Source organism: uncultured Maricaulis sp. (assembly GCF_947259345.1).
Taxonomy (GTDB): domain Bacteria; phylum Pseudomonadota; class Alphaproteobacteria; order Caulobacterales; family Maricaulaceae; genus Maricaulis.
This window is the reverse complement of the sequence record NZ_CAMYLS010000001.1, coordinates 1-24,529: the sequence shown is the minus strand read 5'-3', so window position 1 is coordinate 24,529 and position 24,529 is coordinate 1. Positions and strand designations below refer to the sequence as shown.

25 protein-coding genes and 1 tRNA gene are annotated in these 24,529 nt (G+C 62.2%); 20 read left to right on the top strand and 6 right to left on the bottom strand.

Annotated features, from left to right (window positions below):
- The first annotated feature begins 42 nt into the window (after positions 1–42).
- From Q0X62_RS00130 to Q0X62_RS00115, 4 genes are read left to right on the top strand one after another with little or no spacing between them, the layout of a single operon-like run.
- Positions 43–1,020, top strand: coding sequence for a PD-(D/E)XK motif protein (locus tag Q0X62_RS00130; RefSeq protein WP_297730317.1), 978 nt, complete (start codon positions 43–45; stop codon positions 1,018–1,020).
- Entirely contained in the window at positions 1,002–2,840 is a 1,839-nt protein-coding gene (locus Q0X62_RS00125; RefSeq protein WP_297730315.1) for a hypothetical protein, read from the top strand. Before Q0X62_RS00130 ends, Q0X62_RS00125 begins: the two co-directional genes overlap by 19 nt.
- A gap of 3 nt (positions 2,841–2,843) precedes the next feature.
- Positions 2,844–3,740: a hypothetical protein gene (locus Q0X62_RS00120; RefSeq protein WP_297730313.1), complete on the top strand. Its 897-nt coding sequence runs from the start codon at positions 2,844–2,846 to the stop codon at positions 3,738–3,740.
- Entirely contained in the window at positions 3,740–4,543 is an 804-nt protein-coding gene (locus Q0X62_RS00115) for a DUF6339 family protein (protein ID WP_297730312.1), read from the top strand. Before Q0X62_RS00120 ends, Q0X62_RS00115 begins: the two co-directional genes overlap by 1 nt.
- Here the strand turns inward: Q0X62_RS00115 and vsr are convergent.
- The gene (gene vsr / locus Q0X62_RS00110) at positions 4,540–4,980 is read right to left on the bottom strand and encodes a very short patch repair endonuclease (protein ID WP_297730310.1); all 441 of its coding nucleotides are present in this window, start codon (positions 4,978–4,980) and stop codon (positions 4,540–4,542) included. The two genes, Q0X62_RS00115 and vsr, sit on opposite strands and share 4 nt — an antisense overlap.
- Positions 4,981–5,053: 73 nt before the next feature.
- Here vsr and Q0X62_RS00105 point away from each other — a divergent pair, with 73 nt between their 5' ends.
- The 3 genes from Q0X62_RS00105 to Q0X62_RS00095 all read left to right on the top strand — a co-directional run bounded on the left by Q0X62_RS00105 (position 5,054) and on the right by Q0X62_RS00095 (position 9,421).
- Entirely contained in the window at positions 5,054–6,661 is a 1,608-nt protein-coding gene (locus Q0X62_RS00105) for a DNA cytosine methyltransferase (protein ID WP_297730308.1), read from the top strand.
- 294 nt (positions 6,662–6,955) lie between these two features.
- Positions 6,956–8,158, top strand: a complete 1,203-nt coding sequence (locus Q0X62_RS00100; RefSeq protein WP_297730306.1) for a hypothetical protein — start codon at positions 6,956–6,958, stop codon at positions 8,156–8,158.
- A gap of 165 nt (positions 8,159–8,323) precedes the next feature.
- The gene (locus Q0X62_RS00095) at positions 8,324–9,421 is read left to right on the top strand and encodes a hypothetical protein (protein ID WP_297730304.1); all 1,098 of its coding nucleotides are present in this window, start codon (positions 8,324–8,326) and stop codon (positions 9,419–9,421) included.
- Positions 9,422–9,468: 47 nt separating this feature from the next.
- On the opposite strand, the gene Q0X62_RS00090 is transcribed toward Q0X62_RS00095, so the two are convergent.
- A complete protein-coding gene (locus Q0X62_RS00090; RefSeq protein WP_366946079.1) occupies positions 9,469–9,642 on the bottom strand; it encodes a helix-turn-helix transcriptional regulator in 174 nt (57 codons plus the stop codon).
- 126 nt (positions 9,643–9,768) lie between these two features.
- Here Q0X62_RS00090 and Q0X62_RS00085 point away from each other — a divergent pair, with 126 nt between their 5' ends.
- From Q0X62_RS00085 to Q0X62_RS00050, 8 genes are all read left to right on the top strand, one after another.
- Entirely contained in the window at positions 9,769–10,263 is a 495-nt protein-coding gene (locus tag Q0X62_RS00085; protein ID WP_297730300.1) for a hypothetical protein, read from the top strand.
- A 242-nt stretch (positions 10,264–10,505) separates the two neighbouring features.
- Entirely contained in the window at positions 10,506–11,225 is a 720-nt protein-coding gene (locus Q0X62_RS00080) for a hypothetical protein (RefSeq protein ID WP_297730298.1), read from the top strand.
- Between the two features lie 99 nt (positions 11,226–11,324).
- Positions 11,325–11,552: a hypothetical protein gene (locus Q0X62_RS00075; protein WP_297730296.1), complete on the top strand. Its 228-nt coding sequence runs from the start codon at positions 11,325–11,327 to the stop codon at positions 11,550–11,552.
- Positions 11,549–12,859, top strand: coding sequence for a DNA methyltransferase (locus tag Q0X62_RS00070; protein WP_297730294.1), 1,311 nt, complete (start codon positions 11,549–11,551; stop codon positions 12,857–12,859). Before Q0X62_RS00075 ends, Q0X62_RS00070 begins: the two co-directional genes overlap by 4 nt.
- Positions 12,856–13,374, top strand: coding sequence for a DUF5681 domain-containing protein (locus Q0X62_RS00065; protein ID WP_297730293.1), 519 nt, complete (start codon positions 12,856–12,858; stop codon positions 13,372–13,374). Before Q0X62_RS00070 ends, Q0X62_RS00065 begins: the two co-directional genes overlap by 4 nt.
- A 217-nt stretch (positions 13,375–13,591) precedes the next feature.
- Positions 13,592–14,065 carry a DUF3489 domain-containing protein gene (locus Q0X62_RS00060; protein WP_297730291.1) on the top strand — a complete coding sequence of 158 codons (474 nt, stop codon included), beginning with the start codon at positions 13,592–13,594 and terminating at the stop codon, positions 14,063–14,065.
- The gene (locus tag Q0X62_RS00055) at positions 14,065–14,502 is read left to right on the top strand and encodes a DUF2924 domain-containing protein (protein ID WP_297730290.1); all 438 of its coding nucleotides are present in this window, start codon (positions 14,065–14,067) and stop codon (positions 14,500–14,502) included. The genes Q0X62_RS00060 and Q0X62_RS00055 overlap by 1 nt, the downstream gene beginning before the upstream one ends.
- Positions 14,502–16,235, top strand: a complete 1,734-nt coding sequence (locus Q0X62_RS00050) for a recombinase family protein (RefSeq protein WP_297730288.1) — start codon at positions 14,502–14,504, stop codon at positions 16,233–16,235. The genes Q0X62_RS00055 and Q0X62_RS00050 overlap by 1 nt, the downstream gene beginning before the upstream one ends.
- Positions 16,236–16,563: 328 nt before the next feature.
- Here Q0X62_RS00050 and Q0X62_RS00045 read toward each other — a convergent pair.
- Positions 16,564–16,653, bottom strand: a tRNA-Ser gene (locus Q0X62_RS00045).
- A 159-nt stretch (positions 16,654–16,812) separates the two neighbouring features.
- Between Q0X62_RS00045 and Q0X62_RS00040 the strand changes: the two genes are divergently transcribed.
- The 5 genes from Q0X62_RS00040 (at position 16,813) to Q0X62_RS00020 (ending at position 20,600) form a co-directional block, all read left to right on the top strand.
- Positions 16,813–17,406 carry a DUF1579 family protein gene (locus Q0X62_RS00040; RefSeq protein WP_297730286.1) on the top strand — a complete coding sequence of 198 codons (594 nt, stop codon included), beginning with the start codon at positions 16,813–16,815 and terminating at the stop codon, positions 17,404–17,406.
- A gap of 84 nt (positions 17,407–17,490) precedes the next feature.
- Entirely contained in the window at positions 17,491–18,144 is a 654-nt protein-coding gene (msrA, locus tag Q0X62_RS00035) for a peptide-methionine (S)-S-oxide reductase MsrA (RefSeq protein WP_297730284.1), read from the top strand.
- A complete protein-coding gene (locus tag Q0X62_RS00030; RefSeq protein WP_297730283.1) occupies positions 18,144–19,031 on the top strand; it encodes a hypothetical protein in 888 nt (295 codons plus the stop codon). Before msrA ends, Q0X62_RS00030 begins: the two co-directional genes overlap by 1 nt.
- Before the next feature lie 52 nt (positions 19,032–19,083).
- Positions 19,084–19,758, top strand: a complete 675-nt coding sequence (locus Q0X62_RS00025) for an HAD-IB family phosphatase (RefSeq protein ID WP_297730281.1) — start codon at positions 19,084–19,086, stop codon at positions 19,756–19,758.
- 113 nt (positions 19,759–19,871) lie between these two features.
- Positions 19,872–20,600, top strand: coding sequence for a DUF4386 domain-containing protein (locus Q0X62_RS00020; RefSeq protein WP_297730279.1), 729 nt, complete (start codon positions 19,872–19,874; stop codon positions 20,598–20,600).
- Here the strand turns inward: Q0X62_RS00020 and serA are convergent.
- The 3 genes from serA to lepA form a co-directional block, all read right to left on the bottom strand.
- A complete protein-coding gene (serA, locus tag Q0X62_RS00015; protein ID WP_297730277.1) occupies positions 20,597–21,802 on the bottom strand; it encodes a phosphoglycerate dehydrogenase in 1,206 nt (401 codons plus the stop codon). The two genes, Q0X62_RS00020 and serA, sit on opposite strands and share 4 nt — an antisense overlap.
- Before the next feature lie 134 nt (positions 21,803–21,936).
- The gene (locus Q0X62_RS00010; RefSeq protein WP_297730275.1) at positions 21,937–22,467 is read right to left on the bottom strand and encodes a peroxiredoxin; all 531 of its coding nucleotides are present in this window, start codon (positions 22,465–22,467) and stop codon (positions 21,937–21,939) included.
- Between the two features lie 71 nt (positions 22,468–22,538).
- A complete protein-coding gene (gene lepA / locus Q0X62_RS00005; protein ID WP_297730273.1) occupies positions 22,539–24,347 on the bottom strand; it encodes a translation elongation factor 4 in 1,809 nt (602 codons plus the stop codon).
- Positions 24,348–24,529: the final 182 nt, after the last annotated feature.

Here is a 24,529-nt window from a genome sequence, read left to right as displayed (position 1 = left end):
GCGAGGGAACCCCTCATCCTGTCCCCGCAGGAGCACTGGGCGATGCTCCGGAGCGGACTGGCTGAAACCGGCCTTCGGGACGCGATCAGCAGACCGGCAGACATCGAGACACGTCACGGCATGGTGCGGTTCAGCCTCGCCGGCGATGCCGCCTCGATCATGTTGCCCGTCGATACGCGTGACGGAGCGAGGGGTTTTGAGTCCACGCCGTCCCTCGCGATTTCCGAGATCACCTATCCCGTCGACGGCCGTCCCGTCTGCTATGTCACGGTGACTTGCACCAACAAGCCCCTGGAAACCGTATTTGCCGAATTCGTGTCGGACATCCTCGGACGGATCGAGCGCGGTGAACCGAGCCGCTGCGCGCTCACGGACTCGCTGCGCGAGTTTCGTGACCTGCTTCTTGCGCGCGACGATGCCGTGCCCGATGAGGAAATCTGCGGCCTCGCCGGCGAACTTCGTCTGCTAAACCACCTGCTGGACCTTTCGCCCAATGCGTGGCGCGCCTGGCAGGGACCACTGCGGGGTCGCCACGACTTCACGGCCGGCAATCATGCCATCGAGGTCAAGGCGACACGCGCGCGTAACTCGGACCGGCTGACCATCTCCTCGATCGACCAGCTGGATCCACCCGCGGGGGGAGATCTCCACCTCTTCCGCGTCACCTTCGAAGACGTCGCCGGAGGCCCGGTTTCAATCGCGAGCCTGGCGGAAACCGCGTTTGAACGGTCAGATGACGCACCCGCGATCCGGAGCATCCTGGACAGGGCGGGCTGCCCGGATCCGTATGTCCCGGTCTGGAACCGGCTGAAATTCCGCATGGTGTCCGAGGTCCTGTACGCGGTCACCGGCGACTTTCCCCGGATCAGCGCGCCGTCATTCGTCGGCGGGAAGCTGCCCCATGGCGTCGAGGGGCTCAGCTACGAAATCGATCTGGCCAAGGCCCGCGATTGCCGCCTCTCCGCGGATGCCCTCAACGCGACACTTCAAGAGGTCTGTACATGTCTGAGCCCCGACTGATCCGATACAGCGAGCCCTATTCTCCGTCCGGCAACCTGGCGGCGGACGGTTTTCGCAAGCTGCTCGGCACGCCGAACATCGATCTTCTGCCGACCGTCGTGCGAGAGGCAATCCAGAACAGTACCGATGCGGCGAAACTGGGCCGCGGACCGGATATCCACCTGCGCCTGCGGCGGCTCGACCCACAGCAAAAGGCCGCCATGCTCGAACGAACGCTTACCGACCTTGCGCCGCTGGCGGACGGAGAGCCGAAGAGCGCCTTCGGTCGGCTGGCCGAGGCGGACGCACCCTGGGTCCTGGAAATCTGCGATTTCGGCACGATCGGCCTCGCGGGACCGACCCGCGCGGATCGCATTCCGGAAGGTGAGACCAGAACCGATTTCATCGACTTTCTCCGCAATGTCGGCTCGCGCCGCGATACGCACCAGGGCGGCGGAACATACGGGTATGGGAAGACCTCGCTCTACCTGTCCAGCGAATGCGCGACACTCGTGGTCGACACGCAGACCATGGCGGGTGGAGAACCGATCCGCAGGCTCATGGGCTGCCATCTCGGCTCGGCATTCGAACGTCGCCGGGACGATGGCGACATCCAGCGCTTCACCGGTCGACACTGGTGGGGCGTAAGCGAAGCGGGCGAAAACTTCGTTGATCCGCTTGAAGGTGAAGCCGCCGCCACGCTCGCGGACACGCTCGGCTTCCTGCCGCGCGATCCCGCTTCAAGCGGCACGTCACTGATGATCGTCATGCCACGTTTCGTGGACGGTGACGGCTCTGTTGCTGCGGGCATGCTGGCGGAGTCGATCCTGTGGTACTTCTGGCCACGCATGCTCGACGACGTGCCCGAAGACCGGCGGATGCGCGTTTCCATCGAACTTGATGGCCGAGCGTTCGCGATCCCGCGCCCGGAGGATTTCCCGCCTCTCGATCTTTACGCGGAAGCGCTCAAGGAAATCCGCCGGGATCCCGGAGCGTGCGAAACTATCCGGTCGCATCGCCCGGCCCGCGATCTCGGCAAGCTGAAGATCGCCTCGGGCATGCGCGGTCGGCGCCGCAAACTGGTGCCCGACGAGTTCAGCATCATTCCTGCGCACTCCGCACACATCGCCGTCATGCGCCCGGTCGAGCTCGTTGTCCGGTATTACGATGGCGAACCCTTCTCTTCCGATGTGCTCGAATGGGGTGGCGCGTTCGTGACAACAGCCGATGCGGAGGTCGAGGAAGCCTTTGCGGCTGCAGAACCTCCCGCTCACGATGACTGGCAACCGGCCATTCTGCCGCCCGGCAATGGCAAGACCTTCGTCAATGTCGCGATCCGCCGTGTCCGCGAGGCGGCAGCAGGCTTTGCCAATCCAGCATTGGTACACGCGAAGGGCGCGGGGGAAGGCGCGCCGCTTGCGCAGGTCTCCGCCGCGATTGGCCAGATGCTGGCCGCGCCGACCCGGTCAACGCAGAAAAGGAGGCGCTCGAGAAAGTCGACGCCACGTCGGGCTGCCCGCCTGGCACAGCCGACTTTCGCTGGCCTGCAAGTGCGCGGCGACCAGCCAGTTGCACGCTTCACTATTGCGGTGCCCGGCGCTGACGAAGGCACGCGGCGGCGGATACGGCTTCGCCCGGAATTCGTTGTCGAGGGCGGCTCGCTCGACCCTGACGCAACCATGCCGATTGCGATCCTCGAGATCCTGAACGGCGATGGAAACAATGTGCCGCTTGCCTCCGAGGTGACGGTTTCTCACACGGAGACGGACCTTGAGGTGTTTCTCACGGTGGTATCCGGCCGAGCCGTCACCCTGCAAGCCCAATTGATCGAGGAGGAGTAGGCCGTGACCCATATTGCCTTTCCCCACCTGACGATCCCGGCAGGCGAGGTCGATGCATCGGACTGGATTCTTCAGGATGCGGCCGGCCGGGTCAGCGATCTCGCGGCCTATCTGCCGGACTGGGACTACGGTACAGATATAGTGGCGCGCAGAACGCTGTCGGTCGACCTCGAGGCGGCCTGTGCGGCACTCGGTCTCGATCCCGCCGGGACTGCGTTTCGCGTCCTCGTCTCGGTCGGCACCGGCGAGGGCAGCCTGCCAAGGCGCGTGCGGCGCTATCCTAGCCAGCTGATCAAGGGCAAGGCGGAAATCTCGATCGACCTTCCGGGCCGAACACTCTCGCACCGGCTGCGCCTGGAAACCGACATCGTTCTGGATACTGCGGGCGGCCAGGGCAGCCCGATTGCGCCTCACGAAAGCGGCGCCCGTCTCTGGAGTGACGTGGTCGATACCCGGCTTGAAGGTCAGGAACCGCGTTTCCCGATTGAACTTGCAAGTTTCTCCAAGATGTTTCCGGGGCGAAGCGAGGCTGGCGCGCTGTGGATGCTGCACTGGGCGCCCGGTGATCCGCACCAGGATTTCGGCGGCTGTGTGCGCCTCTACGTGAACAGTGACAGTGATGATTTCTCGTCCCGGTTCCTCGAGGCTGACCCGCTGACGCTTCACACGGTAATGGCTGATGTCATGACACAGATGATCGACACGACGCTTGCCAACGACGGCGCGGCCGACCTGCTTTCCGATTGCGAGGAAACTACCGTCGGGGGGCAGATCCGCAGCTGGCTCGACCAGGCCTTTCCAGGTCAGACTCTCGCCGCTGTCCGGCGCATCCGCGAAACGAGCCCCGGCAGTTTCCGGTCACAAATCCAGGCCGCGGCCGATCATGCAGGAGCAGATTGATGAGTGTTGTTCTTCTGCCGCGCATTTCGGCGGCTCTCGTCGATATCCAGGTATCGGAGCTTCGCGAGCGGGCCGGGAGCGACACCGCCGCCGACTTCGCGGAGGTCATGCCCTCCGGTGTAACCGTTGCGCCGACCGGCGGATCCCCCGCGACACCGGCCGAGCTCGAGGCCCTGCGGCGCAACATGGCCGATCTTGCCAGCCAGCATGGATATCCGACTGCACCGAGCCAGGCGCAACAGGCCGGCTTCGATGCCGCCTGCGCGCGCTTGCTCGCGGGCCACGCTCTGCTGGCGTCCGCAGAAACCCTGCGAAACGATGTCTGGGCCTACCTTTCGATAATCCTGTTCGGACCGATAACGGCCTGGCGGTTCCCGGGCCTTTCGGCGGATCGCTTCCGGGGTGGCCCCCGGAATGCCTTCCAGCGCCTCTGGTTGCGCGCCGAATGTCTCGACCGTGGCGAAAGTTCATCTGCTCGGTGGGACCTTCTTGGCGCACTGACCGAGGATGCCGCCGTCCAGATCGTGGAACGGCCCGCAATCGCCGGAGATGCGCGACTTGCCCTCGCTATCGCGGAGGCCTGGAACCGGTGCGCCGAACGGGTCGGGAAATCGCGGATGGAACCCGTGATGCGGACAGCGGTCAAGGCGATCCGGCTGGCCAGCATGGTCAGGCGCCTCGACTGTCTCGATGACGCCAGTCTCGCGGCTGAAATGGATGCCGTGTTCGAAGCGGCCTGCCGTGAACACGAGGTAAAACCGCGCCGACTGCGTGCTCTCGCCAGCGCGCTCGGCGTGGGCTAGCCAACTTCGACGTGACCACCCTCCCGGTGGAGCCAGCCTGAGAGTCGGTCGGCAACCGCATCGACATCACGAGCCTTGAGCGCGCACTCCCAGACAACCGCGGTGCGCCAACCCGCAGATCGAACATCGGCCAGGATTCGGGCATCACGCTCGACATTGCCGCGAAACTTCTCCGCCCAGAACTCGGCCCGAGTCGCCGGCGTCGTCGCATAACGGCACCCGGGATGGCGATGCCAGAAGCAGCCGTGCACGAAGATTACGGCCTTGTGCTTCGGAAGGACGATATCGGGCTTGCCTGGCAGGTTCTTCGTGTGAAGGCGGTAGCGAAGCCCGCGGGCATGCAGCGCTCGCCTGAGAACAAGCTCTGGCTTGGTGTCCTTCCCGCCAATGCCGGCCATCATGCGGGACCGGGTCTTGCGATCGACGATATCGGTCAATGTCACTTGCCCCCTGGCAATCGCCCACGGTCCTGGTACACAGGATATCCGTCAAGTTAAGGACCCATCACGCATGTCGCGCCGTTTTCGAGTGGTTGACCTTTTCGCCGGCCCGGGCGGGCTGGCTGAAGGCTTCTCGTCGGTGCTGGACGAGAGCGGCGAACGTGTATTCGAGATCGCACTCTCGGTCGAGAAGGAAGCCTCGGCCCATCGCACACTGACCCTTCGCGCATTCACGCGGCAATTCCCGGCCGGTCGCCTGCCGAAGGCGTACTATGCGTTTGCTCATGGCGAGATCGCGCTGGACGCGCTCAAGGCTGCCCACCCGGCGGGATGGTCGGCCGCGGAGCAGGAAGCCCTTCTTCTCGAGCTGGGCACCGAGGCCGGCAATGCCGAGATGGACCGCCGGATGGACGACATCCTGGCAGCCGGGTGCGGCGACGACATCGTCGTGATCGGCGGGCCGCCCTGTCAGGCCTACTCGCTGGTTGGCCGTTCGAGAAACCGGGGCAAGTCGGATTATGTCGCCGAGGAGGATGATCGCCATTTCCTCTATCGCGAATACATCCGCATCCTGAACCGCCTCTCCCCGGCAGCCTTCGTGATGGAGAACGTGAAGGGCATGCTGTCCTCCTCGGTCTCCGGCAAACGCATTTTCGCTCAGGTGCGCTCCGACCTCGAGGCGGCAGGCAGTCGCGGCAACGGGTATCGCCTGATCGCCCTGTCACCGTCCGATCGGGAAGAGGCCGCGCTGGGCGAGTGCTACGAGAACCGGGACTTCCTGATCTGTGCTGAACAGCACGGCGTTCCACAGGCCCGGCACCGCGTGATCATCGTCGGCATCCGGAACGACCTGTTCGCACAACTCGCGCCCGGATTTTTGCGGACGCCGCTGACGTCGGGAAAAGCCGATCGCGCCACGGTACGCGACGTACTGGAGGGGCTGCCGACGTTGCGCAGCGGTCTGAGCCGTGGGGACAGCAAGGACGCCTGGTTCGAACAGGCTGTTGCGGGCATGGAACGGGTCGAGCAGGCGACACGTAATACCGATGACGACAGCCCTCTCGGCAAAACCAATCGCGCGGCCGAGGCAGCCCTGTCCAGATTTCGCGGTCAGAACCGGATCGCTGATCGGAGCGACACCACCGTCGCCGCGCCACGCTCAGCGTCGGAAAAGCTCGTTGACTTCCTGACCGACCCGGCGCTCGAGCATCTGACCGGCCATGAGTCCCGCGGACACATGCCGTCCGACTTGGCGCGCTACTTCTTCTGTTCGGCCTTCTCGCAGGCGAACGGCCGTCCGCCCAAGGCTTCGGACTTTCCCGAGGCGCTGGCCCCGAACCACAAGAACTGGAAGTCAGGCAAGTTTGCCGACCGCTTCCGCGTCCAGTGCTGGGATGCGCCTTCGACCACGGTCGTCAGCCACATATCCAAGGACGGGCACTACTTCATCCACCCTGACCCCACGCAATGCCGCAGCCTTACGGTTCGCGAAGCCGCTCGCCTTCAGACCTTCCCTGACAATTACGTCTTCTTGGGCAATCGGACGCAGCAATTCGTCCAGGTCGGCAATGCGGTGCCGCCCTATCTGGCGATGCAGGTCGGAGCGGTGCTGCGAGGATTGCTGGATCAGGCGCCTGTGACTTCGCGTGCTGGCATAGGTCAAAGCGTCGAGGTGTAGGCGCGACAGTCCATCGTTCGCTCTTCCCATACTGCCCAAGATGCGCCAAATGTTGGTTATTCTTTACGTCTCGCCCGCTTCGAAATCCCACCTTCTGAAGCTTCGGCGGGGGCTTTAATGAACAGCGCCTCACTATCCTGATTGCCCCTCTGGGTTGAGCTCTGACACCCAACTACTTAATTTAGAGCGAGCCAAATGATCTGGTAGCGAAATTTGCACCATAGTTCTCGTATGATGCTGAATCCGGTTCCGTTCGTTTGCCGCGCTGCTCTAAGCTATTAAAAGAAGGCGATCATGAATCGATCACTTGTCGTTGACGTACGTGAGAATACATGGCCAGGGTCTGGAAAGCTTCCGGACTTTCCTTCTACTTTTCACAGCGGTGTTGAAACGCATCAAGTCAACATCCCCTCCACTTTGTTGCTGATCGGCTATCTGACGACGCCAACATCATCCACCGGAGTTTCACTGAGTGAGTTCTGGGCTTGGGTTCGCTACTTAGCCGCCGTAACTAACGACAATGACTTGCGGTTGACACAAAGTTTTGCCGATCTTGATGCCCACCAGAAGACCATCCTGAGTGACGATTTTGGGATGGGCGTTCCAATGCACTGGCTGAGCCAGCGATTAACCTTCAGCCATATCGTCGATGGACGATATTTTATGCAGCGGGTCGCCGCCTCCTTGGGTGCCTCTCAACGCCGCACCGCCAAACGTGGACCTAATAAAACCCCTGATTTCGTGGCTCGCGACACAAATGGGATTTGGCATGTCGTCGAATGCAAAGGCACCCAATCAGGAAGAAAATATGGGGAGGCACAGCTTGGTGATTCTGGGCCACCGCCCTCGGGCGGCATTGCCCAAAAGAGATCAATTGAGTTTCCGCCCGGTCACAGCGGACAACGCCTTGTTTGCGGTTTGTGCATAGGTATGGAGAATGGCGAACCAAGTCGGTTGACGGTCGTCGACCCTAAGGTGGAGGAACCTTTCCGCTTGGGCAGTTCACAGCTAGAGTTGGCGGAAGATGCGGCGGCCCGCGGTGTTGCCTCTCGAGCACTTCGGCTATCGGGATTTGAAACGACTGCAGCAGCCACTGCTGCTCCTCTTGGCGCACATCCAGGTGTCACACGATCTCGTGCCCAAAGGGCAGAGGCTGAACGCCAAGAGTATGTAAATGAAAGAGATCAGCGGGCGCGTACTGAACTCGATCAGGCGGAGTTGCACAGTGATGGCAGTTTTCAAATTCGCGAGGTTAATTTCACTTTGCCGCGGCCGGTCCGCATTAGCGATCGAGAAGTTGGGCGCGTTATGATCCGCCAATCAATAAACCGGGATTTTCTCGCGCGACTACGGGAACAACCAACAGTACCAGACCCGAACTACGGCAACTTTATTGAAATGCCCCTGAACGAAATGAAAAACACTGCAAAAAGCGATGAACATTCTGCCACATTTTACATCGGTGAATTATTCCGTTCAGAACTTATTCTAGATTGAATTTCTGCAATCCGGTCAGTTATTTGTTCGAACTCCTTAGTTGGTTGGCTAGCGCCAAGTTTCTGCGAGCCGCTCCACCATCTGAACAATCGGGGGCGGTTTCATGACCTGTGCCCCATTTGGTCCCGCATTTGAATTGAGAGTCTGTCGGAACGGAGCAAACATTTGAACACGTCAGACAATTCACGGCTTGCCAGGCCGCCGGAAAGGCAATCTGCAGGGCTCGGGGCCGAAGTTCTCCACCGCTTCGACGGCCTTATAAAACTGAGGCTCGGGCACGCAGCCTTTGGCAGCACGCTATTGCCCGAAATTCTGTTCATCGAGTTTGGTTCCAAATGGCGGTTCTACCAACCAAGCTTCTTCAGCCCGGCCATCTTGGTCTTCAACAAAGAACCAGGAATTCATGTCGCGCAAATCTCTGTCGATGTCGGCGGTCCGCGTGAGAGCAAGCTGACCCGGCTCGTTCTCGAGCTCCGGTCCGATGGTTTTGTTAGAAGCCATGATGACGGCGCACAGCTCTACCGGTGTGAGGTCAAAGGCCCTAGGCGGCTGGCACGGCATGCATCGGGGCAGTGCTGGCGCCGCGCGGACGACGACTACGACGTTCTTCTGTTCCACATCACGAGTCCCGAAGCCTTCTCCGGCATAGTCACTAGCGGCGAGTTACGGTCGTCTCGTTGGAACCTTCAGGGCACGAGGGAATTGGCCAACGTCGCCTACGTGTATTTGACGAACCTCCCCTCGATCGAAGCCGAGGAGGACCTGCGCCGGATCGCGATGTCATCGAACGGGGTCATCCACTTCCAGACGACCCCCTACCGTGCGCTCGAAGAGACTCTCGAATTGGAGGTCTACCGTGAAAACACGGCGGGGAGGACAACAAAGCTGCAGGTAAAGGTCGCGAGCGACCTTCTGGCACCGCCGCACCTGTTGATACATCGCCCAATAGGCGATCAAGCCTATTACGAGGTCATCGGCCCCGAGATCTACCGCGTAGGGGTTCAGCCCGGAGTTGCCCTTGAGTTTGCGCGCGGCCGGGCAACAGTCGATGCGGTGAAGTTGAAGCGCTTCGGCTATGTCGTAGTTGGCGACGCCTCCACTGTCGAAGGACTCGCCGCGCCATATGACGAAGAGGAATCCAAGGAGGTCGTCCATGTCGAGAAACTTGATGCTGGTCTCGACCTGTTCGAGTACTGGCTGAACCATCAGAACAGCGATCAGATCTCCAGCCGCCACCCCGAGCCCCGTATCTTGTCGGGTTGAGGCAACGCGCGTGGTTTCCTGGGTCCGCTCCTGCGCCAAAGCGGACCTCAGTCCACCAAGTCGCCAACAGAGACTCCAAGCGCTTCCGCAATCCGTCCAACAATCGTGATTGTCGGATTACGCACGAGCCGCTCCACCCCAGAAATGTAAGTGCGGTGCACGCCGGCCTGATGGGCCAGCTCTTCCTGGGACCAGCCTCTTTGGCGCCTGAATTTGCGCATGTTGTCTGCAAGCCGCTGGCGAATGTCCATGCAAGCAACGGACACCGGCGCATACTTTCGGACTACAGACTATGAGTCTCTTTTTGCGTTGACTTCCCCTCGGGCCCAAGCCTTTGTGTGCATGTCATGCAAGCTCAACCGACATACACACGGCCCACGTCTGGCCAGCTTGGAACAGCCGCAGAAATCCTTGTGGCCTGCCAGTTGATGATCGCATCAAAGGGGCGGCTGTCGAGCTACGTGCCTCTGGTCGACGCTGACGGTATCGACGTGATGGTCCACGACAAGGTCACACACCACGCGATCGGCCTGCAGATCAAGAGCTGGACCTTCCAGGATGAAACGCGGCCACAAACCGTCCAGTTTGATGTCGGGATATCAACCTGGCGCGATGATCCGGGCCTCTACCTGCTTGCGGTCGCGATCGATGGCCATAATGCCAAGCTGGAGAGCGCTTGGCTGATGCCCTCCGGAACGGTGCAGACTGTCGCCAATATGGGCAAACGCAAAATGAGTCTGGTTCCTAATCACCGCCCGACGAGCAAGGATCGGTACACACCTTACCGCCTGCACCACATGGCGCAGGTCGCGGATGCCCTCATCGCGGCAATCGAGGCGTGACAGCATCCCCGGATGAGATTGATCTCTTTCATCATCTCGCCGCGCAGGCGACGGGCGAACTGGAAGACGCAGCCACGCTGACCGTCCGGCACCAAACGGGTCCTCTGCCGAATTCACTTGGGCCTGTGATCAGGCGTACCGAAGCCGCCCTGGCATTGATCAGAGCGGCCCAAACAATAGTTGACCGAGCCTAGATTGCTTGCCGTGATGCGCCCGGAAAGATCACGGAGTGCAAGAAGAGCATGCCCAGAAAAATTGATGAGGCGTGGAGCGATGACGGGTTTTCTGATTTTAAACCAGTAGAGTTCACGGACGAGGACCTGGACGGCTGGCTGGAAATGCTCGCACCGTCAAAAGTTCCAGTCGACAAAGGCCAGCTGCGCCTTGAGTTGACTGAAATCGGCACGTCGCTTCGATGTGGCCATCGTCGCGGCGCTCGATCCTTCAAAATCCGGCAGGCCACCCAGGCGCTTGAAACCCTGCTTGAGCACCCGGTCATCGATTGCGCTCTCGTGTTGGACCTTAATGGGCGAGCCCATGAGGCCCTGCTGGATCAGCTCTTGATGATGGATGCGCCCGAGTTGCAACGCTCGCCCAGCGTCGTAGAGGCCCTAGCCGCAGGCCAGGTAAGCGAAGCCTCCCTGAGAGACGCAGCCTGGCGCGCCATTGACCATCTCAATACCCCGCCCAACGACCGGTTTGGAAATCCGGGCAAGAAGCTCAGCCGTCAACGCGATGCAACGCTGCCCTGGGCCGTCGAGGAGCTCTGTAAGCTTTGGGAATATTTGACGGGTGAGCCGGTGACAATCGGGGCGCGCTCGGACCCCAAATATAGCGTTACTGCCACATCAAAGAGCGGGGCCTGGGTCACGCAAGTCATCATAAAGTTGACGTCCGCATCTTGGTCCTCCCGCACGCGGACTGCGATCGAGAGCTATGTGAAAAAGCGCAATATCATCTAGCGGATACTTGTTTTGACGACCAGTACACTTGTTTTGCTAACCAGACCTGCCTGAGTGCTCCAACTAACGACCTCTTTTAGCAAACCAAAAGAGGTAACAATGACTAAATTCAATCCCCCTGTGGTCCAACCGGGCCACATTCACTTCGCAAACCGTTTGATCGATATCGATGATCATCTCGACGGCAAGCAATCCTGGTTCTGGATCTACTGCCTGGCAAACATGGCAAACGGCCGGACCTACTACGCCTGTGAGCCGGAGTTCGATTTCCTTGCCGCCGAGGTTGTCGCACACTTTCCACTGCCCGTTTTCGGAGGCGCATCATGACCGCTCCGATCCGGGACCTCCGCGTAGAGACGGTGTCGATTCGCGCACTCAAGCCCTACTCGAATAATCCTCGCACTCATTCGAAACGTCAGATCGAGCAGGTCGCTGCCAGCATCCAGGCATTTGGCTGGACTAACCCGATCCTGGTCAGTGACGAGCTTGATCTCATTGCCGGTCACGGCCGTCTGGAGGCCGCAAAGTCTCTTGGCCTGACCGAGGTTCCGGTGATGCGGCTGTCCGGGATGAGCGAGGCGCAGCAGCGCGCCTATGTCATTGCGGATAATCGTCTGGCCGAGACAGCCGGTTGGGACGATGAACTCCTGAAACTGGAGATCGGCGGGCTGATCGAGATGGATCTGGATTTCCAGATCGAGACGATCGGTTTCGAGACTGGCGAGATCGATGTGATCCTGGCCGGTGAAGAGACGCCGGAGGAGGCCGAGGAGGTGCCGCCGCCAGACGACGGGCCGCCTGTCAGCCGGCTTGGTGATGTCTGGCTGCTGGGTCGGCATCGCCTGGTTTGCGGAGACGCGCTCGATGCCGCGACCTATCATGCTCTGCTGGGCGATGAGATCGCGGACACGTGTTTTACGGATCCGCCGTACAACGTGCCGATCGCCGGACATGTCAGCGGGCTGGGCAAGAAGACTCACGACGAGTTCGTCATGGCGTCGGGTGAGATGACTGATGTGGAATTCTCGGGCTTTCTCCAGACCATGGCCGCGCGCATCAGCGCTGCCCTGAGACCTGGCGGGATCACGTTTGCCTGCATGGACTGGCGTCATATCTGCGAGCTTGTGGCTGCTGGCGAGGGCGAGATTGGTGAGCTGAAGAACATTTGCGTCTGGAACAAGGAGGTGGGCGGCATGGGGTCGCTCTATCGGTCAAAGCATGAGCTTGTCGCGGTGTTTGCCAAGCGCGGCGGCCGGCACACGAATAATGTCCAGCTGGGCAGGTTTGGCCGCAACCGGACCAATGTCTGGGACTATCCAGGGGTAGCAGGCCGGCGCGACGAGTTGGCGATGCACCCGACCGTCAAGCCGACCGCCATGGTGGCTGATGCGATCAAGGATGTGACGCCGCTGGAGGGTCTGGTGCTTGATCCGTTCGGAGGGTCCGGCTCAACGCTTCTGGCCGCTGAGGGATGCGGCCGGTCGGCAAGATTGATCGAACTGGATCCGCGCTATTGCGACCTCATCGTCCGGCGTTTTGAAGCGGCAGCGGGTGAGGACGCTCGTCTTGAGCAGACCGGCGAGCGCTTTTCGTTTGTGAGCGAGATCCGTCTTGAGTGGGAGGGTCTGGAATGAGCAAGGATGCTGCCGACTACGATATTGGATATGGCAAACCGCCGGAGGACACGCGCTTCAAGAAAGGACAGAGTGGAAATCCGCGAGGCCGGCCGAAAAAGCAGCCCAAGGACGTGGCCGCCCACATGGCTGACCTGCTTGATGAAAAGCAGACCGTCCGGATGAACGGGAAGACCGTCGTGATGACAGGTGATGAGCTGATGGCCCGGCGACTTATGGAAAAGGCCATGAAAGGCGATGCCAAGGCGTTCGAGAAAGTGCATCAGCTCAAGGCTCAACACCTTGAAGCCGAACAACGCCGTGCCGATAGGGAGAGTGCGAACAAGGAGATTGTCGTCAAACTTGTGCACGCGAAAATTCCGGAAGAGGAGTGCTACAAAAAGCCCGGCGAGCGGATACTTTACCATGAAGATGGCGAGCCCAGCGTGATTGAAACCTGGGATGGATATCTGCCGGACGAGGACGCGAATACTGAAAAGGGAACAGAAGGGGACACCGACGAACCGGGCCTCTAGGCCTAACGCCCCAGGGCGGCAAACAGGACAATAATAGTGACATCGCCGCGGCCCGTCCTGCTCTCCAGGGCGGGCCGGCGTGTATCTGGAGACTGGACTTGGCCCGCGACCCGAGCATGCATGCGGATCACGCCCGGTCACACCTTCCCTGCAGGTCCCGGGCTCGTCTCAGTGCAGCCCCTCGCATCCCGCGCGGGGTCCACGCCGGAGACCCATCATGTCCAAACTCACCAAAGCCCATATCACTATTCTCGACGCGCTCAGCGGTAAGGACGGCCCGATCCCGATTGATCAACTCTCAGGCCTTCCGGCCGCGGGGCCGGCACTCAGTTCCCATCTCGAACACCTCTCCAGCCGGGGTTTTGTCACCAGGACCGGCAAGGCGATCGCGCTCACCGAGGTCGGCAAGGCGGCCCTGACCGATGCGCCGCCCACGATAGCGGATCAGAAGACGCCCAAGCCCGCGGCGAAGGAGCCTGGCGCCCCGCCAACCAAAAAGTCCCGCCTGGTCGCACTCCTGAAATCCGACACCGGCGCCACCGTGCCCGACCTGGCCACCGCACTCGACTGGCTCCCCCATACGACGCGGGCGGCGCTGACCGGGCTCAAGAAATCCGGCTACGAGATCGACAAACTGCCCCCGTTCGAAGGAAGCCGGTCCTCGCGCTACAAACTCGTCGAGGCGGCCTGATGGCCCGGCGCAATCGCAAGATCGTGGTCGATCTTGAGGGTCTCTTGGATAAGTCACGCGACGAGCTGGTGGCGATCTGGATGGCGAGCTTTGCGAGCAAGCCCCCGCGCGGTCTCAGCCAGGCCTTCCTCGCCCGCCTTGTGGCCTATGACCTTCAGGCCGACGCCAGGGGCGGGATCAGCCCGCGCCTCGAAAAGCGCCTGCTTTCCATGGCCGCTGGCGAAACACCCAAGCCCGCCGCCCCCAAACTCAAACCCGGCGCGCAGCTGATGCGAACATGGAATGGCGTCACCCACCGGGTTGATGTTGTGGAAGAGGGCTATCGATACAAGGAAGAGACATACGCTTCGCTTTCCGCCATCGCCAGGATGATAACCGGCACCCACTGGTCCGGCCCGCGCTTCTTCGGCCTCATCACCCGCAAGAAGGCCGCGTGATGGAGACGCCCTTAAGCCGCGAGCGCCGCACGATCCGCTGCGCGATCTACACCCGCAAATCATCCGAGGAGGGCCTGGATCAGGAATTCAACTCGCTCGATGCCCAGTTCGAAGCCTGCGCCGCCTATATCGCCAGCCAGAAGGCGGAAGGCTGGAAGATGGTTCCGGAGCGCTATGATGATGGCGGCATCTCCGGCGGTACGCTGGAACGCCCGGGCATCCAGCGGCTCATGGCGGACGTGGATGCCGGCCGTGTCGACATGATCGTGGTCTACAAGATCGACCGGCTGACCCGATCCCTCGCGGACTTCTCCCGCCTGATCGATCGGCTCGATACCGCCAACTGCTCCTTCGTCTCGGTCACCCAGGCCTTCAACACCTCGACCTCGATGGGCCGGCTGACCTTGAACGTGCTTTTGTCCTTTGCCCAGTTTGAACGCGAGGTCACATCCGAGCGCATTCGCGACAAGATCGCTGCCTCCAAGAAGAAGGGTCTGTGGATGGGCGGGATGGTGCCCATGGGATACGATGTCGATCCCGACCCGAAGGTCAGGGGCCTGTTGATCAATCCTGCCGAGGCGGGACACATCAGCACGCTCTTCGCGCTCTATGATAAGCACGAATGCCTCTCTGCCGTTGCCGCCAAGGCCAGGGACCAGGGCATCCGATCCAAGCACCGGGTGTTCGCGTCAGGCCGCGAATTTGGTGGCGCGGTCCTGTCGCACGGCGCGGTCCACAATATCCTGACCAATCCGATCTATGTCGGGCGCATCCGGCACAAGCATCTGGTCCATGACGGCCAGCACGAGGCAATCATCAGCGACGAGCTCTGGAGCCGGGTTCAAGACAAGCTCCAGGCGCACGCGGCCCGGCCGCGGGTGCGGGACCCGATCACCCGGAAACTCAAACAGCCTGATGCCAAGTCACTGCTGGCCGGCAAGCTCTTCGATGAGACGGGTGACCGGTTGACGCCCAGCCACTCTCGGCGAGCAACACAAACCGGGCACAAGCGCATTCGCTACTATGTCTCACGACGCCTGATGCAAGGTAGCAAGGATGACCCCTCCGGCTGGCGCCTGCCCGCCCTCAAAATGGAGCGGGCCGTGTGTGGCGCGATCGCAGACCACCTCGCCGAAGCCGGCGATACGCTTTTTCACGATGCCGATCCCATCGCGCTTTACAGGGCGCAAGATGGTATGCGCAGCATCCATGACCGGCTGCGCGCCCGCGACGGCGAGGTGGTTCGGGCCCTCGTGGAGCGGGTCTTGATCGCACCTCGACATCTCACCATCCAGCTCTCGGGCACGGGCATGGCCCGCGCACTCGGGATTGCTCCCGATTCAATCGACCCCGACAAGCTGCGGATCGAGACCGGCTTTGAGCTGCGCCGGCGCGGCGTCGAGATCAAGATCATCACCGGTCAGTTCGAACGCGCGCCCGACCAGACGCTGATCAACGCCATCGCCAAGGCCCGCCAGTGGATGTCAGAAACCCGGCGCGGGATCTCCCTGGCCGCGATCGGCAGGCGCTACGGATGGACTGACAGTCCGGTGAGACAACGCATCCGCCTGGCTTTCCTCTCGCCGGAGATAACCACCGCCATCCTCGACGGCCGTCAACCGCCCGAGCTGACACTGCAATATCTCCTGACCCATCCCATTGCGCTCGACTGGCATGAGCAGGCCAGAACGCTTGGATTTATCGACGGCAAAATTCTCTGTTCGGCGAAATAATTTTCCCTGTTCTTGTCGGTAACAGGGAAAGCCAATTCCCTGTTATTCGGCGCAGGGAAATACCTCACAACCCACTGAATTGTCGCGATTAATTCCTCCCTGCATCGGGGATATGGGGCTATTTCGCGCCAATTTCCCTGCGATCTGGGGAGAACAGGGAAATCGCCCTACCCGATCTGCCCGAAAGCGCGAACAGAGACCGGTGGGCCATATCGCGCCCGGATCGCCGAGACACCCAAGTCTCCATGCAGGGAAAATTCCGCGAAGGCGCGGAGACACCGCGGGAATTGCGCGGCGCCGTTTTATCTAATTATTTCAAGAAGATATGTGGCGGTGAGGGTGGGATTCGAACCCACGAGACGGTTACCCGCCTACACGCGTTCCAGGCGTGCGCCTTCGACCACTCGGCCACCTCACCGCGAAGGCGCGGACTATACCCATCGCGGCGCATCCTGCAAGGCGTCTCGGGCAGCTTTCGCACCTTTCGAAGACGTCATTTGTCAGTCGCCGGTCGGAACGGCAATCTGACGGCGAAAGGGGGCCATTCGTCATTCACGTCTGGTCACAGGGGAAATTCATGACAATCAGACAATGGGCCGCTTGCGGCCTGGTCTTCGGCCTGCTCGCCGGAGCCGCGTCGGCCGTGCTCGCTCAGGATGAGGCCATGCGCCGCAGCTGGGGGGCAGAAGCCCGCGCGGAGATGGACCGGCTGGCACCGCTGGCCGGCGCCTGGTCGGTTCGGGAGTATGACAGTGACCGCGAGGGCGGCTGGACCGGTGGCGAGACGGCCTACACCGTCACCATCCGCTATCTGCTCGACAATATGGCCCTGCGCGAGGATGTGCCCGAGCGTCCGGTCAAGCCCTGGCGCCTGGAAACCACGATCCAGTACGACCAGAACCGGGATGTCTTCCGGCTGGTGGCGCTGGACGATACCTGGGGCAATATGGATGTGTACGAGGGCGTGATGGAAGACGATAACCGCCTCGTCGTCGACGATCTGCGCGCTGACACGCCCTTCGTGAATGCGGACGGCTCGCGCACGCATTTCCGGCTCACCATCGAGATCGCCGACCGCGACCATCACAGCATGCTGATCGAAGCGAGTGGCGATGCCGGCGAGACCTGGCAGCCCTTCCAGCGCATCGAGCGGAGCCGGATCGGCAGCTGACGCAGTTTCAGCGGACGGGGGCTCTGGTTTTTGCGCGCGGGACACCTATTTTGAGGGTCGATCCCGTGGCGCTGGAGCCCCCGCATGTCAGACCCTGTCTGGAAATCCGAAATCATCCCTGCTGACCAGGCCCTGCCCGGTCGCGAGACCCCCATTGCCACCGCGCCGGTGCATTTCATTACCGGGCGCGAAATCCGCATGGCGCGTCCGAAGGGTATGGTGGAATTGCATCTCGGCCTGGGCTGCTTCTGGGGCGCCGAGCGGATCTTCTGGGAGACGCCCGGCGTGTGGCATACGGCGGTTGGCTATGGCGGCGGATCGACACCCAATCCGACCTATGAAGAGACCTGTTCCGGCGCGACCGGGCATGCCGAGCTTGTTCGTGTGATATTCGATCCGACCCTGATATCGCTTGAGGACATCCTGAAACGCTTTTGGGAAGCCCACGACCCGACCCAGGGCATGCGACAGGGCAATGATCGCGGCACCCAGTATCGCTCGGCCATCTACACGACGGCGGACGAGCAGCTCGACACGGTGCGGCAGTCGGCGAAGGCGTATGAAGCAGAACTGGCAAAGGCTGGCCTGGGTGCGATCACCACCGAGATCGCACCGGCCGGGCCCTTCTACTATGCCGAGGATTATCACCAGCAATACCTGGCCAAGAACCCGTCCGGCTATTGCGGGATCGGCGGCACCGGCGTGGTCTGCCCGATCGGCGCGGGCGCCCCGGCCTGATGCCCGCGGGTCGCGCAGCAACCGGATCAAGCCTGCTCTTCTTGGTCCTCTGGGCCTGCGCACCAACCCCGTCACCTGCGGATGGGCATGACGACCTTGTTCTCTTCGCCAGCGATGCGAATGACGCCGGCGATATTCTTGCCGTCCCCCTGCTGGGCGGACCGCTGCAAATGATCTGCGCCGGGCCCGGCCCCCAGGGCAGCCCACGGATCCGCCCGGCGCAGCAGAGCGGTGTGTATGCCGACTTCGCCACCGACCCGGCCGAGGCGCGCCGCCTGCCAGGCTGCGAAAGCCTGGGTCCATTCGACGGCGAGGCCTTGCCGGTCTGGTTGCCGCAAAGCGACCGGGTCAGTGCCGGCAATGCCGAAAGCGGTGATGTCACGCTCGCCAGCGCCCTTGGGCGCCCCGCGGCCGCCCCGGTCATCATGTCCGACGCGATCGAGCGCTACCCGGCCTGGTCCGGCGACGAGACCCGCCTCGCCTTTGCCCGCAGGACCGAGGCTGGCTGGAGTTTGGTCGTGCACGAAATGGCCACCGGGCAGGAGCGGGTCTATCTAGATGGTGCGACCTATCTTGGTCATCCGGCCTGGTCGCCTAACAATGACCGGCTCGCCTTTGACATGTTCGTCGACGGGGATGCCGAGATTTTCACACTCGAGCTTGCGAGCGGCGAGGCCCGGCGCTGGACCGCACGTCCCGGTCATGACCTTGCCTCCGCCTGGTCCAGCACGGGCCAGCACTTGGTTTTCACGGGCCTGCCCGCCGACAGCGAGGCCCGCGACATCTTCCGGATTGACCTCGGTTCCGGCGCCATCACCAACCTCACGACGAGTCCGGCCAATGAGACCGGCCCGGTGATCCTGCCCGCAAGCTGGCTTGAAGACTGACAAGCGTGTCGTGTCTCTCTAATCTGGCGCCGGACGAGACCAGGACAGGCCTGTGACACGATTGATCGCCTTTGATGTGGACTCGACTTTGCTGCGCGTGGAGTCGCTGGATACCGCGCTGGAAGCCGCCCTCGCCGATCGCGCGGACCGGGCCGCGGCCAAGGCCCGTCTGCACGAGATCACCAAGGCCGGCATGTCCGGCAGCATGGCTCTGCGCGACAGCCTGGAGGCGCGCCTGCAACTCGCGGCCCTCGACCGCGACGGCGTTGCGGCGGTTGCGGAGCATTTGCGGCAGCGTGTGACACCGGGCATGACCCCGCTCCTCGCGCGATTGCGGGAGAAGGGTGATACGCTGCACGCGATCTCCGGCGGGTTTGCCGACCTGCTCGAACCGGTTCTGGCCGATCTCGGCTTCAGACAGGGCGATATTCACGCCAATCGCTTCGTGTGGGAGGACGACCGCGTCGCCGGCCTGGATACGGACTACCCGCTCTCGCGCAATGGCGGAAAGGCCGAAATCCTGACCTCGATTTCCGGACAGGCCGATGAGACCATCATGGTCGGTGACGGCATGACGGATTTCGAAGCCTATGAGGCCGGTGCCGCCGATCGCTTCATCGGCTTCGGCCTGATCGCCAAGCGCGATGTGGTGATCGCGGCCTGCGAATGGTCCGGCGCCAGCTATGTGCGGACGGTCGACGGGCTGGCCAAGGCGCTGGGCGTCTAGCGGACCAGACGGCCCCATTTCATGGGAAGATGCGCCGATTCGGAAATCGGCAAGACGCGAGCCGCGCGGGCCGCGAGCATCGGCGCCACAACCAGATCCGCATCGGAGCACACATGCCCAGCACATCCGCACCCCCCCGCCATCCTGTCGCGCTCGCCCGCCTGTCCGGCCTGGCCTATCTTGCGATCATCCTCTGCGGAATCTTCGCCCAGATGGCGGTCCGCGGCAGCCTGATCGACTGGCAGGATGCCGGCGCCACCGCCGAACTGATCCAGAGCCGGAACGGATTGTTTCGCCTGGGCCTTCTCGCCGATTTCCTGGTCCTGGTGCTTGATATTGTGCTGGCCGTGACCTTCTACCGCCTCTTGGCCCCGGTGGACCGCGGCCTCGCACTACTGGCCCTGTCGGTTCGCCTGGTGATGAGTGCTGTCCTGGTTGCAGCCCTCCTCGCCCAGACAGCGCCGCTGATCCTGCTCGGCGAAACTGCCATTGCCGGCCAGCTCGAGCCGGGCGCCGCCGGCACACTCGCCCTCACCTTCCTCGGCCTGCACAATGAAGGCTATATCCTCGCACTCATGCTGTTCGGCCTGCATGGCTGCGCGCTCGGCATCCTGCTGGTCCGGTCCGGCTATTTTCCGCGCTTTCTTGGCATCCTCATGGGGCTGTCAGGCCTGAGCTATCTGGCGCTCGGCATCGTACATTTCGGACTGCCATCCCTGTCCGGGGTCGGCGGTTTGCTGCTTATTCCCGCCGCCCTGCCGGAATTCGTATTCACTGGCTGGCTGCTGATCGTCGGCCTCAACCGCCGCCGGTGGGAGACCCGGGTCGCCCCGTCGACCTAGCGGATCAGCCGGGCGCTGATCGATCCGTCCAGCGCGCTGATATGGTCGACAAAACCGGCCGGTAGATCGCCCTCGAGATCCGCGGCGACATAGCCCAGCTGGCCGCGGGTCTCGAGTTGCTGGGCGGCGATATTGGCGCCCGACGCGCTGACCGCATCATTGAGCCGTGACAGGAAGCCCGGCGCATTGGAGTGGAAGCTCAACAGACGCGTCCGGCCGGGCTTGATCTGACCGGGTTCGATCTCGGGGACATTGACCGCGCCCTTGGTGGCGCCCAGCGAGACAAAGCGGGCCAGCTTGCCGGAGACGTCCTCGCCGATGGCCTGCTGGGCTTCCAGCGTCGAGCCGCCGATATGCGGGGTCAGGATGATGTTGTGGAAAGCTTGCAGGGGAGAAACGAAGGCCTCGTCCTTGGACGCTGGTTCCTTGGGGAAAACGTCGACCGCCGCGCCGATCAGATGACCGCTTTCCAGCGCCGCCGCGAGCGCGTCGATATCGACCAGATCGCCCCGCGCCTGATTGATCAGGATGGCGCCCTTTTTCATCTTGGCGATCGCCTCGCGGCTCATGATATTGCGCGTCTGGTCGGTTGAGGGAACGTGCAGGGTCACGACGTCCGAGACTTCCAGCAATTCATCCAGGCTCGAACAGGAGCGCGCATTGCCGTGCGCCAGCTTGGGTTCGGTGTCGTAGAAATAGACATGCATGCCCAGCGCGCTGGCCAGCACCGACAATTGCGAGCCGATATTGCCATAGCCGACAATGCCCAGCTTCTTGGCGCGGACCTCGTGCGAATTGGTCGCCGATTTCTGCCATTCGCCGCGCATCGCCGCGCCGGAACGCATGGGGATGCCGCGCATCAACATGATGATCGAGGCCAGAGTCAGCTCGGCCACGGACCGCGTATTGCCGAAGGGACCGTTGAAGACCGGAATGCCCCGATCCGCCGCGACATCGAGATCGACCTGATTGGTGCCGATGCAGAAACAACCCAGAGCCCGCAGATTGGGCGCGGCATCGAAGGCGGCCCGGTTCATCTTGGTGCGCGAGCGGATGCCAGCCAGCACGGCCGGCCCGAGGGCCGCATGCAGCGCCTCGATATCCAGCGCCGCCGTGTGGCGCTCGATGGCATAGCCGTCGGCCTTGAAGGCGATATCGGCGACCGGGTGGACATTTTCAAACAGAACGACAGTGTCGGACATCACGCAGCTTCCCAAGGACATCGAGGCGGCCAGAATCGCCTCCCTTCATGGCGCACCGCAACACGATGTCCACGCGCTTGTCCACTGCATGATATCGCTACCGCGCCCCGGCCCCGACCGGTCGGCGCGCAAGATTATTCGATGTTGAGCGCACGAACGGCGGCAAGTGTCTGATCGACATGCTCGTAAGGACTCATATCGGACCAGGAAAACGCGATCGTCGAATTTTGATCGATCACATAGGAGGTGCGATTGGTCCAGCCCGGACGCATCATCATGCGCGCATCATAGTCTCGGGCCATGCCGTCCTCGACGGCAAAGACCGGAAAAGCCGAGGCACAATGCTGGGTCGAGAACTCGGCCAGGCGGTCCGTATTGCCGCCGGTCACACCGATGACGCGCGCGCCTTCGGCCGTGAACTGGTCGATCGCTTCGGCAAAGGCCGCGGCCTGGGCCTCGCAGCCCGAGGTGAAGGCGGCCGGGAAGAAGAAGAGCACGACCGGCCCCTCTTCCAGCGCCTCGGCGAGGTGGAAGGAAACCGGCTCACCGGCCTGGAAGCCGGAGACGGTGAAATCGGCGGCGGCATCACCGGCATCAAGCTCGGCGAGGGCCGGAGAAGCGGTGAGGGCAAGGGCAGCAAGGCTGGCAGCGATATGGCGGCGCATCATCAATCTCCCTGAGGCATGCGTGTCTTGGTCAAGAAGATGGCGCGTGATCAGCCGAAGGCAAGCCCCGATCAATCATCATCCATTTTGAGCGCGGCGATAAAGGCTTCCTGCGGGATTTCGACCTTGCCGAACTGGCGCATCTTTTTCTTGCCGGCCTTCTGCTTGTCGAGAAGCTTGCGCTTGCGCGAGGCGTCGCCGCCATAACATTTGGCGGTCACGTCCTTGCGCAGGGCGGACAGGGTTTCGCGGGCAATGATGCGGCCACCGAGGGCGGCCTGGATCGGGATCTTGAACATGTGCCGCGGGATCAGATCCTTGAGTTTTTCACACATGGACCGACCCCGCATGTCGGCGCGGGCCTTGTGGACGACCATGGACAGCGCATCAACCGGCTCGTCATTGACCAGGATCGACATCTTCACCAGGTCGCCGACGCGATCCTCGATCCACTGATAATCGAAGGAGGCATAGCCCTTGGTGACCGATTTCAGGCGGTCATAGAAGTCGAACACGACCTCATTGAGCGGCAGCTCATAGACGACCAAGGCGCGATTGCCGGCATAGGTCAGCTCGACCTGGTTGCCGCGCCGGTCCTGGCAGAGTTTGAGAACCCCGCCCAGATACTCGTCCGGCACCAGAATGGTGGCCTTGATCCAGGGCTCGGCAATGGTGTCGATCTTGACCGGATCGGGCATGTCGGCCGGATTGTGCAGATCGATCTCGGAGCCATCATTCATGATGATGCGATAGACCACGGACGGCGCCGTGGTGATCAGCTCGATATTGTATTCGCGCTCGAGACGTTCGCGGATGACTTCGAGATGGAGCAGGCCGAGGAAGCCACAGCGGAAACCGAAGCCGAGCGCCGCCGAGGTCTCCATCTCGTAGGAGAAGGAGGCGTCATTGAGGGCCAGCTTCTCGATCGCTTCGCGCAGATCCTCGAACTCGGCACTGTCGACCGGGAAGAGGCCACAGAAGACCACGGGCTGGGCCGGCTTGTAGCCGGTCAAGGCCTTGTCGGCCGGGCGCTTGTCATCAGTGACCGTGTCACCGACCCGCGCATCCCGCACCTGTTTGATCGAGGCATTGAGATAGCCGATCTCGCCCGGGCCGAGACTGTCGATGGCTTCCTTCTTGGGCCGGAAGACGCCGACCCCGTCGACCGGGTAAGCGGCGCCGGTGCCCATCAGGCGGACTTTCATGCCCTTCTTCAGCGTCCCGTCGATCACGCGGACCAGACAGATCACGCCGAGATAGGCATCATACCAGCTGTCGACCAGCATCGCCTTGAGCGGCGCGTCCGGATTGCCGGCATTGGGCGGTGGCAGACGCTTCACCACCGCCTCCAGCACATCCTCGATGCCGAGGCCCGTCTTGGCGGAAATCTCAACGGCATCAGACGCGTCCAGCCCGATCACATCCTCGATCTGTTCCTTGACCCGCTCCGGCTCGGCGGCCGGCAGGTCGATCTTGTTGAGAACCGGGACGATTTCGTGATTGACCTCGATGGCCTGATAGACATTGGCCAGGGTCTGGGCTTCCACGCCCTGGGAGGCGTCGACGACGAGGAGGGAGCCTTCGCAGGCGGCCAGGGAGCGGTTGACCTCATAGGCGAAGTCGACATGGCCGGGCGTGTCGATCAGGTTGAGGACATAGGTCTTCCCGTCCTTCGCCGTATAGTCCAGACGCACGGTCTGGGCCTTGATCGTAATGCCCCGCTCGCGCTCGAGCTCCATATTGTCGAGCACCTGCTCCTTCATCTCGCGCTGGGTCAGCCCGCCCGTCACCTGGATGAGGCGGTCGGCCAGCGTTGATTTGCCGTGGTCGATATGGGCCACGATGGAGAAATTGCGGATGAGGGACGGATCTATGGTCATGGAGCGGGCAGGTAGCATCGCCAAGCCGTTTGGCCAAGCGGGATAGGCTGTTTGGCCGAAATGGGGACAGGTAGAATTAACGTCGCCATGCGCGTTAATTCTACCTGTCCCCCGTTCAGCGGCCTTCCCGCCCGCCTGGCGACGCAACAGCGCCAGACTGGAATGCCCGGATGGCAGGCGGG

What these genes read in the sequence shown, in the direction of transcription:
- Q0X62_RS00080 (WP_297730298.1), top strand. Translation starts at nt 10,506, where the DNA reads ATGCCCAGAAAAATTGATGAGGCGTGGAGCGATGACGGGTTTTCTGAT.
- Q0X62_RS00100 (WP_297730306.1), top strand. Translation starts at nt 6,956, where the DNA reads ATGAATCGATCACTTGTCGTTGACGTACGTGAGAATACATGGCCAGGG.
- Q0X62_RS00115 (WP_297730312.1), top strand. Translation starts at nt 3,740, where the DNA reads ATGAGTGTTGTTCTTCTGCCGCGCATTTCGGCGGCTCTCGTCGATATC.
- Q0X62_RS00075 (WP_297730296.1), top strand. Translation starts at nt 11,325, where the DNA reads ATGACTAAATTCAATCCCCCTGTGGTCCAACCGGGCCACATTCACTTC.
- Q0X62_RS00125 (WP_297730315.1), top strand. Translation starts at nt 1,002, where the DNA reads ATGTCTGAGCCCCGACTGATCCGATACAGCGAGCCCTATTCTCCGTCC.
- Q0X62_RS00050 (WP_297730288.1), top strand. Translation starts at nt 14,502, where the DNA reads ATGGAGACGCCCTTAAGCCGCGAGCGCCGCACGATCCGCTGCGCGATC.
- Q0X62_RS00070 (WP_297730294.1), top strand. Translation starts at nt 11,549, where the DNA reads ATGACCGCTCCGATCCGGGACCTCCGCGTAGAGACGGTGTCGATTCGC.
- Q0X62_RS00055 (WP_297730290.1), top strand. Translation starts at nt 14,065, where the DNA reads ATGGCCCGGCGCAATCGCAAGATCGTGGTCGATCTTGAGGGTCTCTTG.
- msrA (WP_297730284.1), top strand. Translation starts at nt 17,491, where the DNA reads ATGTCAGACCCTGTCTGGAAATCCGAAATCATCCCTGCTGACCAGGCC.
- Q0X62_RS00085 (WP_297730300.1), top strand. Translation starts at nt 9,769, where the DNA reads ATGCAAGCTCAACCGACATACACACGGCCCACGTCTGGCCAGCTTGGA.
- Q0X62_RS00030 (WP_297730283.1), top strand. Translation starts at nt 18,144, where the DNA reads ATGCCCGCGGGTCGCGCAGCAACCGGATCAAGCCTGCTCTTCTTGGTC.
- lepA (WP_297730273.1), bottom strand. Translation starts at nt 24,347, where the DNA reads ATGACCATAGATCCGTCCCTCATCCGCAATTTCTCCATCGTGGCCCAT.
- Q0X62_RS00040 (WP_297730286.1), top strand. Translation starts at nt 16,813, where the DNA reads ATGACAATCAGACAATGGGCCGCTTGCGGCCTGGTCTTCGGCCTGCTC.
- Q0X62_RS00065 (WP_297730293.1), top strand. Translation starts at nt 12,856, where the DNA reads ATGAGCAAGGATGCTGCCGACTACGATATTGGATATGGCAAACCGCCG.
- Q0X62_RS00010 (WP_297730275.1), bottom strand. Translation starts at nt 22,467, where the DNA reads ATGCGCCGCCATATCGCTGCCAGCCTTGCTGCCCTTGCCCTCACCGCT.
- Q0X62_RS00060 (WP_297730291.1), top strand. Translation starts at nt 13,592, where the DNA reads ATGTCCAAACTCACCAAAGCCCATATCACTATTCTCGACGCGCTCAGC.
- Q0X62_RS00090 (WP_366946079.1), bottom strand. Translation starts at nt 9,642, where the DNA reads ATGCGCAAATTCAGGCGCCAAAGAGGCTGGTCCCAGGAAGAGCTGGCC.
- Q0X62_RS00130 (WP_297730317.1), top strand. Translation starts at nt 43, where the DNA reads ATGCTCCGGAGCGGACTGGCTGAAACCGGCCTTCGGGACGCGATCAGC.
- Q0X62_RS00020 (WP_297730279.1), top strand. Translation starts at nt 19,872, where the DNA reads ATGCCCAGCACATCCGCACCCCCCCGCCATCCTGTCGCGCTCGCCCGC.
- Q0X62_RS00105 (WP_297730308.1), top strand. Translation starts at nt 5,054, where the DNA reads ATGTCGCGCCGTTTTCGAGTGGTTGACCTTTTCGCCGGCCCGGGCGGG.
- serA (WP_297730277.1), bottom strand. Translation starts at nt 21,802, where the DNA reads ATGTCCGACACTGTCGTTCTGTTTGAAAATGTCCACCCGGTCGCCGAT.